The 13,602-nt window shown below is 56.7% G+C and carries 17 protein-coding genes; 7 read left to right on the top strand and 10 right to left on the bottom strand.

Translation table 11 applies throughout. The features are described 5' to 3' along the window. The first annotated feature begins 103 nt into the window (after nucleotides 1-103). Together GH722_16310 and GH722_16305 are read left to right on the top strand one after the other, a co-directional pair. Nucleotides 104-700, top strand: a complete 597-nt coding sequence (locus tag GH722_16310) for an NYN domain-containing protein (protein ID MRG73334.1) — start codon at nucleotides 104-106, stop codon at nucleotides 698-700. Further along, entirely contained in the window at nucleotides 697-1,341 is a 645-nt protein-coding gene (locus tag GH722_16305) for a uracil-DNA glycosylase (protein MRG73333.1), read from the top strand. Before GH722_16310 ends, GH722_16305 begins: the two co-directional genes overlap by 4 nt. 2 nt (nucleotides 1,342-1,343) lie before the next feature. Here the strand turns inward: GH722_16305 and GH722_16300 are convergent, their stop codons facing one another. The 5 genes from GH722_16300 to GH722_16280 all read right to left on the bottom strand — a co-directional run bounded on the left by GH722_16300 (nucleotide 1,344) and on the right by GH722_16280 (nucleotide 4,478). Further along, nucleotides 1,344-1,841: a glutathione peroxidase gene (locus tag GH722_16300; GenBank protein ID MRG73332.1), complete on the bottom strand. Its 498-nt coding sequence runs from the start codon at nucleotides 1,839-1,841 to the stop codon at nucleotides 1,344-1,346. Continuing rightward, complete coding sequence (locus GH722_16295; protein MRG73331.1) at nucleotides 1,838-2,413, bottom strand: redoxin domain-containing protein; 576 nt, start codon at nucleotides 2,411-2,413, stop codon at nucleotides 1,838-1,840. The genes GH722_16300 and GH722_16295 overlap by 4 nt, the downstream gene beginning before the upstream one ends. After that, nucleotides 2,406-3,032: a molybdopterin-dependent oxidoreductase gene (locus tag GH722_16290; protein ID MRG73330.1), complete on the bottom strand. Its 627-nt coding sequence runs from the start codon at nucleotides 3,030-3,032 to the stop codon at nucleotides 2,406-2,408. The genes GH722_16295 and GH722_16290 overlap by 8 nt, the downstream gene beginning before the upstream one ends. Before the next feature lie 81 nt (nucleotides 3,033-3,113). After that, nucleotides 3,114-3,578: an SsrA-binding protein SmpB gene (gene smpB / locus GH722_16285; protein ID MRG73329.1), complete on the bottom strand. Its 465-nt coding sequence runs from the start codon at nucleotides 3,576-3,578 to the stop codon at nucleotides 3,114-3,116. A gap of 24 nt (nucleotides 3,579-3,602) precedes the next feature. Then, the gene (locus tag GH722_16280; protein MRG73328.1) at nucleotides 3,603-4,478 is read right to left on the bottom strand and encodes a 4-hydroxy-tetrahydrodipicolinate synthase; all 876 of its coding nucleotides are present in this window, start codon (nucleotides 4,476-4,478) and stop codon (nucleotides 3,603-3,605) included. 136 nt (nucleotides 4,479-4,614) lie between these two features. Here GH722_16280 and GH722_16275 point away from each other — a divergent pair, with 136 nt between their 5' ends. Genes GH722_16275 through GH722_16265 form a run of 3 tightly spaced genes read left to right on the top strand, consistent with a single transcriptional unit; the run spans nucleotide 4,615 to nucleotide 8,376 of the window. Beyond that, nucleotides 4,615-6,594 carry a transglycosylase SLT domain-containing protein gene (locus tag GH722_16275; GenBank protein ID MRG73327.1) on the top strand — a complete coding sequence of 660 codons (1,980 nt, stop codon included), beginning with the start codon at nucleotides 4,615-4,617 and terminating at the stop codon, nucleotides 6,592-6,594. 55 nt (nucleotides 6,595-6,649) lie between these two features. Continuing rightward, entirely contained in the window at nucleotides 6,650-7,324 is a 675-nt protein-coding gene (locus tag GH722_16270) for a haloacid dehalogenase type II (protein MRG73326.1), read from the top strand. 2 nt (nucleotides 7,325-7,326) lie between these two features. Then, nucleotides 7,327-8,376: a pyridoxal-phosphate dependent enzyme gene (locus tag GH722_16265; GenBank protein MRG73325.1), complete on the top strand. Its 1,050-nt coding sequence runs from the start codon at nucleotides 7,327-7,329 to the stop codon at nucleotides 8,374-8,376. Between the two features lie 8 nt (nucleotides 8,377-8,384). Here GH722_16265 and GH722_16260 read toward each other — a convergent pair whose 3' ends face one another. Then, the gene (locus GH722_16260) at nucleotides 8,385-8,870 is read right to left on the bottom strand and encodes a polymer-forming cytoskeletal protein (GenBank protein MRG73324.1); all 486 of its coding nucleotides are present in this window, start codon (nucleotides 8,868-8,870) and stop codon (nucleotides 8,385-8,387) included. Beyond that, nucleotides 8,851-10,209 carry a peptidoglycan DD-metalloendopeptidase family protein gene (locus GH722_16255; protein MRG73323.1) on the bottom strand — a complete coding sequence of 453 codons (1,359 nt, stop codon included), beginning with the start codon at nucleotides 10,207-10,209 and terminating at the stop codon, nucleotides 8,851-8,853. The genes GH722_16260 and GH722_16255 overlap by 20 nt, the downstream gene beginning before the upstream one ends. A gap of 236 nt (nucleotides 10,210-10,445) precedes the next feature. On the opposite strand from GH722_16255, the gene GH722_16250 reads away from it, so the two are divergent. Together GH722_16250 and GH722_16245 are read left to right on the top strand one after the other, a co-directional pair. Continuing rightward, nucleotides 10,446-10,916 carry a phosphatidylglycerophosphatase A gene (locus GH722_16250; GenBank protein ID MRG73322.1) on the top strand — a complete coding sequence of 157 codons (471 nt, stop codon included), beginning with the start codon at nucleotides 10,446-10,448 and terminating at the stop codon, nucleotides 10,914-10,916. Nucleotides 10,917-10,918: 2 nt separating this feature from the next. After that, nucleotides 10,919-11,407 carry a nicotinamide-nucleotide amidohydrolase family protein gene (locus GH722_16245; GenBank protein MRG73321.1) on the top strand — a complete coding sequence of 163 codons (489 nt, stop codon included), beginning with the start codon at nucleotides 10,919-10,921 and terminating at the stop codon, nucleotides 11,405-11,407. A 13-nt stretch (nucleotides 11,408-11,420) separates the two neighbouring features. Here GH722_16245 and GH722_16240 read toward each other — a convergent pair whose 3' ends face one another. The 3 genes from GH722_16240 to GH722_16230 all read right to left on the bottom strand — a co-directional run bounded on the left by GH722_16240 (nucleotide 11,421) and on the right by GH722_16230 (nucleotide 13,597). Further along, on the bottom strand, nucleotides 11,421-12,593 hold the full coding sequence (locus GH722_16240) for a YeeE/YedE family protein (GenBank protein ID MRG73320.1): 1,173 nt from the start codon (nucleotides 12,591-12,593) through the stop codon (nucleotides 11,421-11,423). Nucleotides 12,594-12,605: 12 nt separating this feature from the next. Next, entirely contained in the window at nucleotides 12,606-13,055 is a 450-nt protein-coding gene (locus tag GH722_16235) for a DUF302 domain-containing protein (GenBank protein MRG73319.1), read from the bottom strand. An 83-nt stretch (nucleotides 13,056-13,138) separates the two neighbouring features. Continuing rightward, nucleotides 13,139-13,597 (bottom strand): type II toxin-antitoxin system RatA family toxin, encoded by a 459-nt coding sequence (locus tag GH722_16230; GenBank protein MRG73318.1) that lies wholly within the window; start codon nucleotides 13,595-13,597, stop codon nucleotides 13,139-13,141. Nucleotides 13,598-13,602 lie beyond the last annotated feature (5 nt).

The raw sequence follows: 13,602 nt of genomic DNA, 5'->3' as shown, positions 1-13,602 counted from the left end.
TTGCGGCAAACGACAGGCAGGTCTAGGAACCTTCTGCTTACTTCATGCGTTTACCGACCATCATAAACCAAAGCATATAATTCAGACAAAAGGACATTAAGTCATGGGCCGTATATTTTACCCGGAAGAACGAATTGCCATGTTTGTGGACGGTGCGAATCTTTATTCCGCTGCCAAAACACTTGGTTTTGATATCGATTACAAAAAGCTGCTTGATCTGATTGGCAGCAAGGGACGTCTGGTGCGGGCGCTTTATTATACCGCGCTGTTCGAAGATCAGGAATATTCGCCGATCCGCCCGCTGGTCGACTGGCTGGATTACAACGGCTACACGATGGTTACCAAACCGGCGAAAGAGTTCACTGACGCCACGGGGCGCCGGAAAATCAAGGGGAACATGGATATCGAACTGGCAATCGATGTCATGGAACTCTCCCCTCACCTCGATCATGTCATGATCTTTTCTGGAGACGGTGATTTCCGCAGCCTTGTTGAGGCCGTGCAGCGTCGCGGCGTCCGGGTCACCATTGTCAGTACGATCCGTACCCAGCCGCCGATGATTGCCGACGAACTTCGCCGTCAGGCAGATGTCTTTCTCGAACTTTCAGACCTGCGTGAGCATATTGCACGCGGCGGCCGCCCCGAACATGCAGCCCCGCTGGGCGAGGATGACGACTTTGACGATGAAGATGACTCGTGAGCACGGGCTTTAACGAACCTTCGCGGGATTGCCCTCTCTGTCCCCGGCTGGTTGAGTTCAGAACACAGAACCGGGCGGCCTTTCCGGACTGGCATAATGGCCCGGTGCCAGCCTTCGGCCCGCTTGGTGCGCCGCTGCTGATTGTTGGTCTCGCGCCGGGGCTGCGCGGTGCGAACCGTACCGCCCGCCCCTTTACCGGTGACTGGGCGGGTGATCTGCTGTATCCGACTCTGGTCAAGTTTGGCTTTGCCAGAGGGACATTTGCCGCAGATCCGAATGACGGACTCGAACTGACGGATTGCCGGATCACCAATGCGGTTCGCTGTGTGCCGCCACAGAACAAGCCGATTGGTGCGGAACAGCAGGCCTGCCGTCCGTTTCTGAGCGATGAAATTGCCGCAATGACTGGCCTGCGGGCGATTGTGTCACTGGGATCTGTCTCACATGCGAATGTGCTGTCGACCCTCGGTCTCAAACGCTCAGCATTCAAATTTGTGCATGGCGCCAGCTACAAGCTGGAGAGCGGGCTGACCCTTTTCGACAGCTATCATTGCTCACGCTACAACACGAACACGGGCCGGCTGACGACAGAAATGTTCGAAACCGTTTTCCACGCAGTCCGGCAGTTCATCGACAATTGATGTCAGGCTGCGGGGAGCAGCTCTTCCAGCCGGTTGATGATCGCTTCGGAAACAGGGGCGGTGCCGGCCGGATACCAGTCAACGGCGTTGCCCTGCGGATCAATCAGGATCTTGTGGAAATTCCAGGCTGGTGTTGCATCAGTGCCCAGTTGTTCGACAGCCCACTTGTAAAACGGATGTGCGTCCGGCCCCTTAACCGGAACTTTGGCAGTCATCGGAAAGTCGACGGCGTAATGCGTATGACAGAATGCGTAAATTTCCTCATTGGTTCCGGGTTCCTGACCGCCAAAATCGTTTGAGGGCACACCGATGATGACAAGTCCGCGTTTGGTATAGGCGTCATAGAGTTCCTGCATCCCGGCATATTGCGGGGTATAGCCGCATTTAGATGCTGTATTGACGACCAGAAGGGCCTTGCCGCGGAACTGATCAAGCGGCAAAGAACCGCCGGTTATTTTCTCAAAGCTGTAATCATATGCGGACAAGTCATTCTCCGTTATTTCTGTGTTGCGAGGATTTCTTCAATGCGTCGGGCGATCCGGGATGAACCGGGTTCAGTGGCCGTCGAGAACCAGTCGACCAGTTCTCCGTCACCATTGACCAGATATTTGTGGAAGTTCCAGCGGGGCGCGGCCAGAGCGCCATATTCATCCCGTGCCCAGCGATAGAAAGGATGGGCCGCCTCCCCGCGTACAGCCGTTTTATCGGCCATGGGAAAATCGACAGCGAAGCTGGTTTCACAGAATTCCTTTATTTCAGCCGCAGTGCCGGGCTCCTGTCCGCCAAAGTCGTTCGAGGGAACACCCAGTACGACAAAGCCTTTCGACTGGTACTTCTCATAGAGCGTCTGAAGCCCCTCATACTGCGGCGTGAAACCGCATTGCGACGCGGTATTCACCACCATCACCAGTTTGCCCTGAAAACGGGAGAGCGGCAGCGTGCCACCCTCAATCGCGGTAAAGCTGAAGTCATGGGCATTCCCGGCAGATGAGGCTGAACCGGCAAACGACAACATAGCTGTCAGCAGAAGGCCGGACATCGCCAGCAAGGGCTGTATGGTGAACTTATTCATATCGTTGTTCCTTCCACGGATCGCCTTCCGGATGATAGCCCTGTGCCTCCCAGTATCCATGCTGATATCTGGTGATGAATGTCAGGCTGTGAAGCCATTTGAGGCTTTTCCAGAAATATAACCGTGGAATCACAAGTCGGACCGGCCCGCCATGTTCGCGATTCAGCGGCTCGTCATTCCAGTGGGTTGCAATAAGTGACTGATCGTCGGTGAATGCCCTGATCGGAATGACGGTAGAGTATCCGTCATAGCCGCGAGCCATGACATGACTGACATCAGCATTCGGCTGAACTTCCTGAATGAACCATTTGGGCCGAATGCCCCGCCACAGATTATTGTATTTTGTCCAGCCAGTTACACAGTGAATATCAGATTTCAAATGAACTGCCGGGAAGCGGTCGAGGTCAGACCAGTTTACCGTCAGTGGCTGCCCGATTGCCCCGCCAATTCTGAGCTCCCAGTCGGACGGGGTGACAGCAGGCTGGGTGCCAAGGTCCAGAACCGGAAAGTCACGGGTCACATGTTGTCCAGCCGGCCGCCTTGCGTCCGGACTACCAGATGAGCGGAAGCTTTTACGTTCTGCTGCGAGGCGCCGCTTGGTTTCGATGTGATTGACCATCTGTCTCTCTGCTGTCCGGCTTGCCTGCCGCATGTAAGGTCAGCCCGGGCGAGTACCAGGCGAAGACCGAAACAAAGTTCGTCAGCCGTTATCGCGGAGCACCCGGGCCTTGTTGCGCTCCCAGTCCCGTTCCTTGATGGTCTGGCGCTTGTCATGGGCCTGTTTGCCCTTGGCAAGGCCCAGAGTGACCTTTGCCAGCCCACGGGAATTGAAGTGGATGTTCAGGGGAACAAGCGTATGGCCCTTGCGGTTGATCGCCCCGACAAGCCGGGAGATTTCCTTGCGGTGGAGCAACAGCTTGCGCGGACGGCGGAGTTCGTGAGCAAAGGCCGGCCCGGCATGTTCGTAATGCGGGATATGTGCATTGACGAGCCAGAAGTCCCCGTCTTTTTCGCTTGCGTAGGATTCCTGAATGCTGGCACGTCCGGACCGAAGTGATTTCACTTCGGTACCGGTCAGCATAATCCCTGCCTCGATTGTCTCCAGAATGAAGAAATCGTGACGGGCCTTGCGATTTTGTGCCGCTATGCGGTCAGGAAGACTCATTTGTTTCCGCTTTCAACCCGACAATCAGTTCAGCAGTCCGGCAAAGACCATTGCATCATGAACCTGCTTCTTTCCGGCGTCGGTCAGTTCAAGAATCGGCTGACGCACCTCGCTGCCGGCAAGCCCCAGAAGTTCAGCAGCATATTTCGCCGGTGCCGGGCTTGGTTCGCAGAACATAGCCTTGTGCAGTGGCGTCAGCCGGCGCTGGATTTCCAGTGCGGTGTTGATATCACGGTCACGCCAGGCGCGATGCATTTTCGCCAGCAGACCGGGGGCAACATTGGCACTGACCGAAATGCAGCCATGCCCGCCTGCAGCAAGATATGGTAATGCAGAGGCATCTTCGCCACTGAGCTGGCAGAAGTCTGTCCCACAGGCCTGTGTGGTGAGCTGGGGGCGGCTGAGATCAGCCGTTGCATCCTTCAGGCCGACAATCCGGGGCAGTTTCGCCAGACGGGCCATGGTCTCGACGGTCATGTCGACGATGCTGCGACCGGGAATATTGTAAATGACGATCGGAATGTTGGTGGCATCATGGATTGACTTGAAATGCTGGTACAGGCCTTCCTGACTTGGCTTGTTGTAGTAAGGCGTGACGACCAGCGCGCCGTCGGCCCCTGCCTGTTCGGCATGCTGGGTCAGCATGATTGCTTCACTGGTCGAATTTGAGCCAGCTCCGGCAATGACAGGGATTTTGCCTGCAGCGACTTCGATGCAGAGTTCCACGACTCGCATATGCTCTTCGTGGCTCAGCGTCGGGGATTCCCCGGTCGTTCCGACAGGTACAACGCCTTCCGTGCCTTCATCAATCTGCCACTGCACGAATTTCTGGAATGCTTTTTCATCCACGGTGCCGTTAGTGAACGGTGTGATCAGGGCAACGCAAGATCCTATAAACATGGCCAGTTTCCTTCAGCATGGCGGATGATGTATTCGGGCGCCGAACATAGCGATCAAGGGAATGTCGGGCAAGGCTCGCTCTAAGTTGATCGCAGCGCCTCTTGTTGTGGGATTCGCGACCCAATAGGATAGGCTCATGACATACAGGGCCGTTTTTCTTACCTCACTGATTTTCCTTTCTCTGGCTTCAGGCCGTCCGGGGGCGGCCGCTGCCTCCTTTGATGAAACCGTTGCGGCATTGCTGAATGCCGAGAAAGCCATTGAAAAACGTGATCCCGATGCGGCAAGGGCAGCCGTTGCCAATGCTGCGGATGATGTTGCCCGGCAACTGGTTGACTGGATTGCCTATCGCAATTCTCTGGGCAGCTTTGAGGAAATCACCGGGTTCATGAACCGGAATCCCGACTGGCCATCTCGCGGCCGGTTGCGGCTCAATGCCGAGCGAAAGCTTGTCTCAACGATGCCAGCAGCGGTGATTCTGGACTTTTTTTCACTCGGTGAGCCGCTCACGGATGATGGTGCCGTTCTGTATCTCTCGGCTCTCATGACAGGTGGGGATAACACCCGGGCCGCAGATTACGCGCGAAGAACCTGGGTCGAAATGACGTTCGATGCACGCTCTGAAACGGCTTTCAGAAAGCTCTCCGGCGGAACCCTGACATCAGCTGACCACCTTGCCCGACTGGACAGGCTGTTGTGGGATGGCCATCAGAACTCAGCCCGGCGCATGTTTCCTCTCATTTCGGATGACTACAGGAAACTGGCGGATGCACGAATCCGGCTTCGGCAGCGTCTTGCCGGTGTTGATGCTGCAATCGACCGGGTGCCGGCAGCGTTGTCTGATGACCCCGGTCTGATCTTCGAACGGGTTCGCTGGCGGCGGCGTGCCGGCAATCTGGAAGGCTCGACAGAGCTGCTGCTGTCAAAGAAAACGCCGGATGTCGGTGGTCCCGGCCGCTGGTGGGATGAACGAAGCTATATCGCCCGTTATCTGCTGCGCCAGGGGCATATCACGGATGCTTACAAACTGGCCTCCGGAAGCGGCGATATCTCCGGCGCGGACCGGGCTGAATCCCTCTGGCTGTCCGGCTGGATTGCGCTGCGGTTTCTGGATGACCCGGCTCTGGCCCGCAAACATTTTGAAGAATTATATGCCAATGTCAGCTATCCGATCAGTGTTGCCCGTGGGGCTTACTGGAGCGGTCGTGCCGCTGAGGCGATGAAGGACGAGCTTGCGGCAGGCAACTGGTACAAACTCGCGGCGGCATTGCCGATGACCTATTACGGGCAACTGGCTGCTGCCAGACTGGGGGCGTCTGTCGGCCCCCTCACCCCGCCGGGGGCTGTGACCATCGAGCCGGCCGAGCGGGCCGCCTTTGCCAGTCACGAACTGGTTCGTGCGATACGTTATGCGGCTCGGCTGAAAGACCGCTGGCCGCTCCGCAGCCTCGTCGACAGGCTGTTCGAAATGAATGAGAATATGACTCACCGGACACTGACCGCCTCACTTGCGACGGGGCTCGGGCATCCCGATCTTGGGGTCCGGCTGGCCAAGAAGGCCATGCTGGATGGTCAGATACTGCCTGTTGCCGGCTATCCCCAGATTGCTTTCGGTAAGGATGACGCGGCTGTGGAACCTGCTCTGACCTACGCTATCATCCGTCAGGAAAGTGTGTTTGATGCGGATGCTATCAGTCCTGCCGGGGCCCGCGGGCTGATGCAACTGATGCCAGCGACCGCCAAACAGGTTTCAGGTTCTCTGAAGCTGAAATACGAGCGCAGCAAACTGACGGATGATGTTGCTTACAACATACGTCTGGGGCGGTCTTATCTCGGCGGTCTGATTGAAAATTTCGACGGCTCCTACATCATGGCGATCGCCGGATACAATGCCGGTCCGCATCGCGTCTCACGCTGGATCAGGGAGTTCGGGGATCCGCGTGACCCCTCGACAGATCCCATTGACTGGGTTGAATCGATTCCTTTCACGGAAACCCGCAACTATGTTCAGCGGGTCATGGAGAATTTGCAGGTGTACCGCCATCTGCTCGATGGTGCCGATCTTACGGCATCCCTGCCTGACGATTTGCAGCGTGCCTGCACAGCCTGCCAGTAATCATTTTGTCTGACCCGTAATTGAAACAGGATTGAATATGCCCCAGCCAACACAGATGCAGGATATGGAAGCCTGTGTATTTGACGCGTACGGAACCCTGTTTGATGTGACGGCTGCTGCTGCGAGATGTCGTGACGACCTGGGCGGCAAGGCGGATCAGGTGGCCCAGATATGGCGGACAAAGCAGCTGGAATATACCTGGCTGCGGAGCCTGATGGGACGGTATGTGGATTTCTGGCAGATAACCGGAGATGGTCTCGATTTTGCTCTGGAGACCGTGGGAATAGACAATCCTGCCCTGCGGGAGCGGCTGATGCAGCTGTATCTGGAGCTGGATGCCTATCCGGAAGTGCCGGATGTGTTGCGACGTCTGAAAGAGGCGGGATTGAAAACCGCTGTTCTGTCAAACGGGTCGCCGGATATGCTGAATGCTGCTGTCAGAAATGCCGGTTTGTCAGATCTGCTGGACGGCGTTCTCTCTGTCGACAATCTCGGAATCTATAAACCGCATCCCAGTGTTTATCAGCTGGCAATGGATGACCTCGGGATCAGTGCCCCGTCAAAGGTAGCGTTCATGTCATCGAATGCCTGGGACGCAGCCGGTTCGGCAACCTTTGGCTTTCGTGTGAACTGGATCAACCGGTTCGGCCAGAAGCGGGAGCGCCTCCCGGATGGGCCGGAAAATGAACTGACTGATCTCACTGCTCTTCCGTCCATTCTTGGTGCCTGAAAATGAGTGCTGCCGCGCCATCCCGTCCACCGGTTGCCAATAATGCAGGGCAACGGCCTCCAGAGTTTCCGGATCGGGCACCGACACCGGCTGACATCCGAAAAGCCCGGGAACGGCTTGCCGGGGTTGCGGTCCTGACGCCGCTGCTTGAATCGTCGTTCCTCAATGATCTCGTAGGTGGCCGCCTGCTGGTGAAGGCTGAGCCGTTACAACGCACCGGCTCATTCAAGTTCCGGGGGGCCTATAACCGTATAGCACAGATAGCGGAGGATGAGCGTGGCCGCGGGGTCGTTGCTTTTTCATCGGGTAATCATGCGCAAGGGGTCGCTCATGCGGCTCAGCTTTCCGGCATTCCGGCCTGTATTGTCATGCCTGCCGATGCCCCGGAAATGAAGCTGGCAAATACCCGTGCCTATGGTGCGGAGGTTATTACCTATGACCGCTATAGCGAAGACCGGGAAGCCGTCGCCGCTGATGTGCTGAAGCGTACCGGAGGGACATTGGTGAGGCCATTCGATGATGCGGGCGTAATCGCCGGTCAGGGAACCATCGGATATGAGATTGCTGAACAATGCAGGGAACAGCAGGCCGAACTGGATCAGGTCATCATCTGTTGTGGCGGCGGCGGTCTCACTGCCGGATGTGCAACGGCGCTACAGGACGCGATTCCGGGGCTTGCGATTTACAGTGCAGAGCCCGACGGGTTTGATGATACGGCGCGATCTCTGGTCGCAGGGCATCGTCTTGGAAATGATCCGGCAGCACGGTCCGTTTGTGATGCCTTGCTTTCAGAACGACCGGGAGAACTGACATTTGCGGTCAATTCACGCCGGCTGAGTGGTGGACTGGTAGTCAGTGACGAGGAAGTCTTTATGGCTATGCGCCATGCTTTTGACCGTCTGAAACTGGTCATTGAGCCGGGCGGTGCTGTTGCTCTCGCCGCAGCCCTTGCAGGACGGCTGGAAACACGGGGACGAACCACCGTGGTTGTTGCATCCGGTGGCAATGTCGATGCGGAGATGTTCCGGCGGGCTTTCGACGCAGCCGGTTAAACGGCTGGTCAGGCCGTTACGGCTTCCGGTTTTTTATCGCTGTCCGAGACAATCAGATTGATCTTCCCGTCTTCCGGCTTTGAACCGTTTGTCTTGGTTTTCGAGGCGTTCACGGCATCCGGCAGGGTTGTCATGCGCTTGCAGTGACCTTCCAGCAGGGCTCCCGGTTCAATGGCGAGGGATTCGTGAACAACATCCCCGCGAACCCGCGCCGATTTCGCCAGAAAAACCGACTTGGCCCGGATCTGGCCATTCACGGTGCCATGAACACGGATCGTTTCCGCATCGATTTCACCATTCACAGTACCATTCTGACCGATGGTCAGTGCATGGGCCGTGACATCCCCGGTCACCGATCCATCCAGCTGGATTTCCCCTTCGCTGATCAGATTTCCCTGAACCGTGAGATCAACCGAGATAATCGACGGTACCGAGGAGCGTGAGGCCGGAACAACCTGCGAGCTACTATTCTCTTTACTGTTCTTTGAAAACATATCGTCCTGCTTCGATGAATCTCATGGGGTCCTGCGGTACGCCATCCAGAAGAACTTCATAGTGCAGATGCGTGCCGGTACTGCGTCCTGTACTGCCCATTTGTCCAATTGCCTGTCCAAATGCAACAGTTTCACCGGTTTCCACCAAAGGCTTATGCATATGCGCATAGCGGGTTGTGATCCCGAAACCGTGGTCGATTTCAACCACTTTTCCGAAGGAGGACTTCCAGCCTGCATAGCTTACCTTGCCCGCGGCTGTACTGTAAATCGGCGTCTTGAAATAAGCGGCGTAATCAATCCCGCCATGCATGGCCCAGCGGCCGGTGACCGGGTCTTTCCGTTTGCCGTAGGTGCTGCTCAGCCGGCCATTTTTGACAGGCAGTGCCATTGGAAGCTGGCTCAACACAACATTCAGGGCGTCCCAGCGGTTCATCTGGTATTCGAATGCCTGAACAGATGCCTGCAAGACCTGTTTCTCATCCGCCTTCTCAAGATCTATTTCAACCAGAGGCCCGCCCTGCCCGAGGGGAACATCGGTCCGGCTGATCATGCTCTCGACATTGACACCGGTCATGGCCAGAAGGTTTTCCAGCTTGTCGATCTTCTCGGAACTGCGTTCGCTGAACTCGGTCATCATTGCGAGCTGGGAGGTATGTATCTCGCCAAGGCGGGTCTGCAGGTTCTTGACCTGTCCCTGCATGCGGTCAAGTTCCAGCCGTGCGACGTTACGTTCACTGGTCACGCGGCGCAGTTCACTCTCGACCGAATTCAGATTGTCTTCGAGGCTGAATTTCTGGTTGGAGATTCCGTTCAGCCGTTGTTCGAGGGCAGAAAGCTGAGAGTTGAGCTGTTCGCGCTGGTTAAGAACCTGGCTGCGCTCCCGCTCGGTGCGGCCCAGTTCTATCTTCACGCTGCCCAGTTTTTCCTTCAGCGAGATATTCTGTTTTTCAAGCTGTTCAGCCTGTGTGCGGGTGGAAGCAAGCTGTTGCTGTGCGCGCTTGTCATTCTGATCGAGCTCCCGCGAAATACGGGCGATTTCGCGCTGGGAATTGGCGATCTCATCCAGCAGGGCCCGGTATGCCTGATTGCCACGGGCAATCTCATCTTCCTTGGCGAGGACAATCCGGTCATGCCGGTAATACTGAAAACTGGAAAAGCCGGCCCAGGATACAAGACCGATCAAAAACAGGACCACGGTTTTCTGGAACCAGGGCCGAACCTTCAGATAACGGACCCGGGTCTCGGTGCGCAGGATGATTTCCCTCTCGGGAAAAAGCCGCATCATCATCGTGCGTTCTTCTGAACCGCCGTCAAAGGTTTCAGGATCGAAACCGCTCATCTTCTCAGGACCCTCCCCATGCAACCCGCGTTGCGTCGCCGGCTACGTAGTTCCTAATCACGGCCAAATAGTGGCGCGAAATAAATTATTTGCAGGTCTGAACAGGTACCTGCCTGTGTTTTGCAGGGGCATCCCCCGACGCCTTGTCTGCAACCCCGAATATTGTGGGCATGACCGTAGTTGGTCGGCATTATCAATTCAAGTGTCGATAAGTACTTTTTAACCAAGAAAGGCGGTTGTCAGTGTCCGTTGAGAATATAGTGGGTCGTGCACTCGCGACCTGGTTTGGATCCGGCCTGTTGCCAAAAGCGCCGGGGACCTGGGGATCGCTGGCCGCCTTGCCCTTTGCCTGGGTCATTGTTTCGGGCGGCGGAATGTGGTCGCTGGCCGCTGCTACCGTGATTGTCTATCTGGTCGGTGTCTGGGCAACACGTGTGTTTCTGCGGACAACAGACGACCCCGACCCCGGGCCGGTGGTTATTGATGAGGTTGCCGGTATGTGGATGACCCTGATTATGGTCCCTCCCGATCTGGTGATTTACGCTTTCGGATTCGTTGCTTTCAGGATCGTCGATATCTTCAAGCCCTGGCCAGCGGGCTGGGCGGACAGGACTGTCAAAGGGGCGCAGGGGGTGATGCTGGATGATGTCCTCGCGGCGATTTATTCTGCCGGGGCAACCTGGGTTTTTGCTGAATATGTGGTGTAGGCATGCTGAATTCTGACGTTATTTTCGAAGCCGAGTCGATCCTGACCCTTGCCCGAGAGCAGAAATTCCGGCTTGTGACCGCGGAAAGCTGCACAGGCGGACTGATTGCCGGAGCCCTCACCGCGGTTGCCGGCTCATCAGATGTGGTCGATCGCGGATTCGTCACTTATTCGAATGAAGCCAAGGCCGAAATGCTGGGCGTGCCGACGGAGATGCTGGCCGAACATGGGGCTGTCAGTGAGCCGGTCGCCCGGGCAATGGCCTATGGCGCGCTGATGAATTCTCTGGCTGATGTCTCTGTCGCCGTTACCGGTATTGCCGGCCCGGGTGGCGGATCAGAGGAGAAACCGGTGGGGCTGGTTTATCTGGCCGTCGCGAAACGGCTGAACAGCGTTGTCCGGACCCGCCGGGAAGTGTTTCCCGGCGACAGAACCGATGTACGTCATGCCACGGTCATGACGGCGTTCGTCATGCTGCGTGATATCATCTGATATCTGCTCCTGTTCAGTTGGCGAGGCCGAACCAGGGTCGTAACCGGATACCGACAAAGCAGCCGGCGAGCGCGGCGAGAATCCAGACCCAGCCATGCAGGCTCATCGAGGCAACCCCGGAAAAGAACGCCCCGATATTGCAACCAAACCCAACCCGTGCGCCATAACCCAGCATCAGGCCGCCAATGACAGCAGCGGCCAGCGACCGGGGCGGAATGCGTAATGTTGGTCTGAATTGCCCGGCCAGAGCTGCTGCCATCATCGCGCCAATCAGAATACCGATATCCATGATTGATGCGTGATCTGTCAGGATGCCCTGCTCCAGCAGGCGCCGGGTGTACTCACCTGACCAGAAGACCGAAGTCGATGGATCCCAGCCCAGCAAAGCGGCGCTTTTTGCGCCCCAGATCGCGAAACCCCAGGTTACGGTCCATGGATGACCGGCGAGCGCCAGTGTCAGCCAGTTCAGCCCGGCCAGAAGCAAGGCCCCGGCGATTAACGGCCAGGGTCCGGAGAGCAGGATACGCGACAGATGTTTCCCGTCTTCCGGCCGGGAGACGGGTTCTCCCGGCCGTCGCCGCAGCCACCAGTATAACAGACTGATGAAACAGAGTTGTCCGGTTGCCGCCGGTATCCAGCCAAATTCCTCGATCAGAGAGACTGAACGCCAGGCAGGCAGACCTTGCCAGAATGTCATGTCGAGTGTTGCCCAGAGGGAGCCGGCACAGAAGAACACCAGCGTGACCAGCATCCGGAGGCTGCCTCCACCGGTGGTGAAAAGCGTGCCCGAGCCGCATCCTCCGCCGAGTTGCATCCCGACGCCAAACAGGAAGGCACCGATCAGCAGTCGCAGACCAACCGGGGCATAGATGCCGTTCGCCGCATGCCCGAAAATTTCGCCCGCGCCAAGTGTGGGGGCAAACAGCAGGGTAACGGCAGCAAGCATGATCAGTTGTGCCCGTACGCCACGGCGATCCCCATGCAGGAACCAGCGCCGATAGGCCGCCGTGAATCCGAATGCAGCATGATAGAGCACGATACCGAGGACTGTGCCGACAACCATCAATGTGGGAGACAGATAGCCGCCGGACCCGGCCTGTGGTGCCAGTATGGCCAACAGAGCAACAGCCGTTCCGGCGATAAGATATTGTGGTTTCGGTGTCGTCCGGATTTCTGTGCCGCTCATGATCTGGTGTTGTTATTTCACGGCGTCGGCAGCAATGACCGAGAAAATGCCGTCCAGTTCCAGCGCAAGCGCCGTGAGACCTGCATTACTGTATGGGGCAAAGATATCCGATGGCTTGCGCCAGGACAGGGTGGCCGATTTGTCAGGGTTTTCGGTCACGTAAAAGCGAATGGGTGCCTCTATACCGGCGTCCGTATCTGCTTCCAGCATGCGAATCGCGAAATCGTTGCGGTAAACACCGATGACCATGTTCCCGGGGATGATGATTCCCCTGCCCTTTGCGCCACAGCTTGCACAGGCAGAGGTGACCACAAGCATCTTGTGCGTTTTGACGGATGCCTTGAGGTCTTCAACCAGTTGCTGAAACGGTTTAACGGTGGTGACCCTCTGTTGCTCGGGGCCGTCCGCCAGGGCAGGAACGGCAAGGGTCAGTGCAATGAAAATCGAGATGAAGCGCAACATGGATACCTCCTTAATGGCTGAGACAGTCTAGACTTTCAGCCGGAAGGAAACAGCAGCCTCACATCGATTTGATACGGGGTGACTCAGGTTTCGGAGAGAGTATCGCCGCCGGGGCCATAGAGCGCATCTGCCCGCTTTTCAAACGCCCGTACCATCATTTGTACGGCTTCGCTGAACACCATGCCCATGATTTTTGACAGCATCTTCGAGCGGAATTCAAAGTCGACATAAAAGTCGATCATGCAGCCGTCCTCATGCTTGAGGAATATCCAGTGATTGTTGAGATAGCGGAACGGTCCGTCGAGATAGGTCACATCAATCCGCATATCATCCGGCGTCAGCGTGACTTTCGAGGTGAAACGCTCGCGGATCATTTTGAAGCCGATGATCAGATCCCAGAGATGGACATTCCCACTCTGGCTTTTCCGGCGGGCTGCAATGCACCAGGGCAGAAACTCGGGATAGCGACCAACATCAGCAACCAGGTCGAACAACTGTTCCGGCCTGTGATGCAGAATGCGCTTTTCAGCGTGGCTCGGCATACCCG

This window comes from Alphaproteobacteria bacterium HT1-32 (assembly GCA_009649675.1).
GTDB lineage: Bacteria > Pseudomonadota > Alphaproteobacteria > Rhodospirillales > HT1-32 > HT1-32.
The sequence above is the reverse complement of the archived record's forward strand: the minus strand, read 5'-3'. Positions and strand labels throughout refer to the sequence as shown.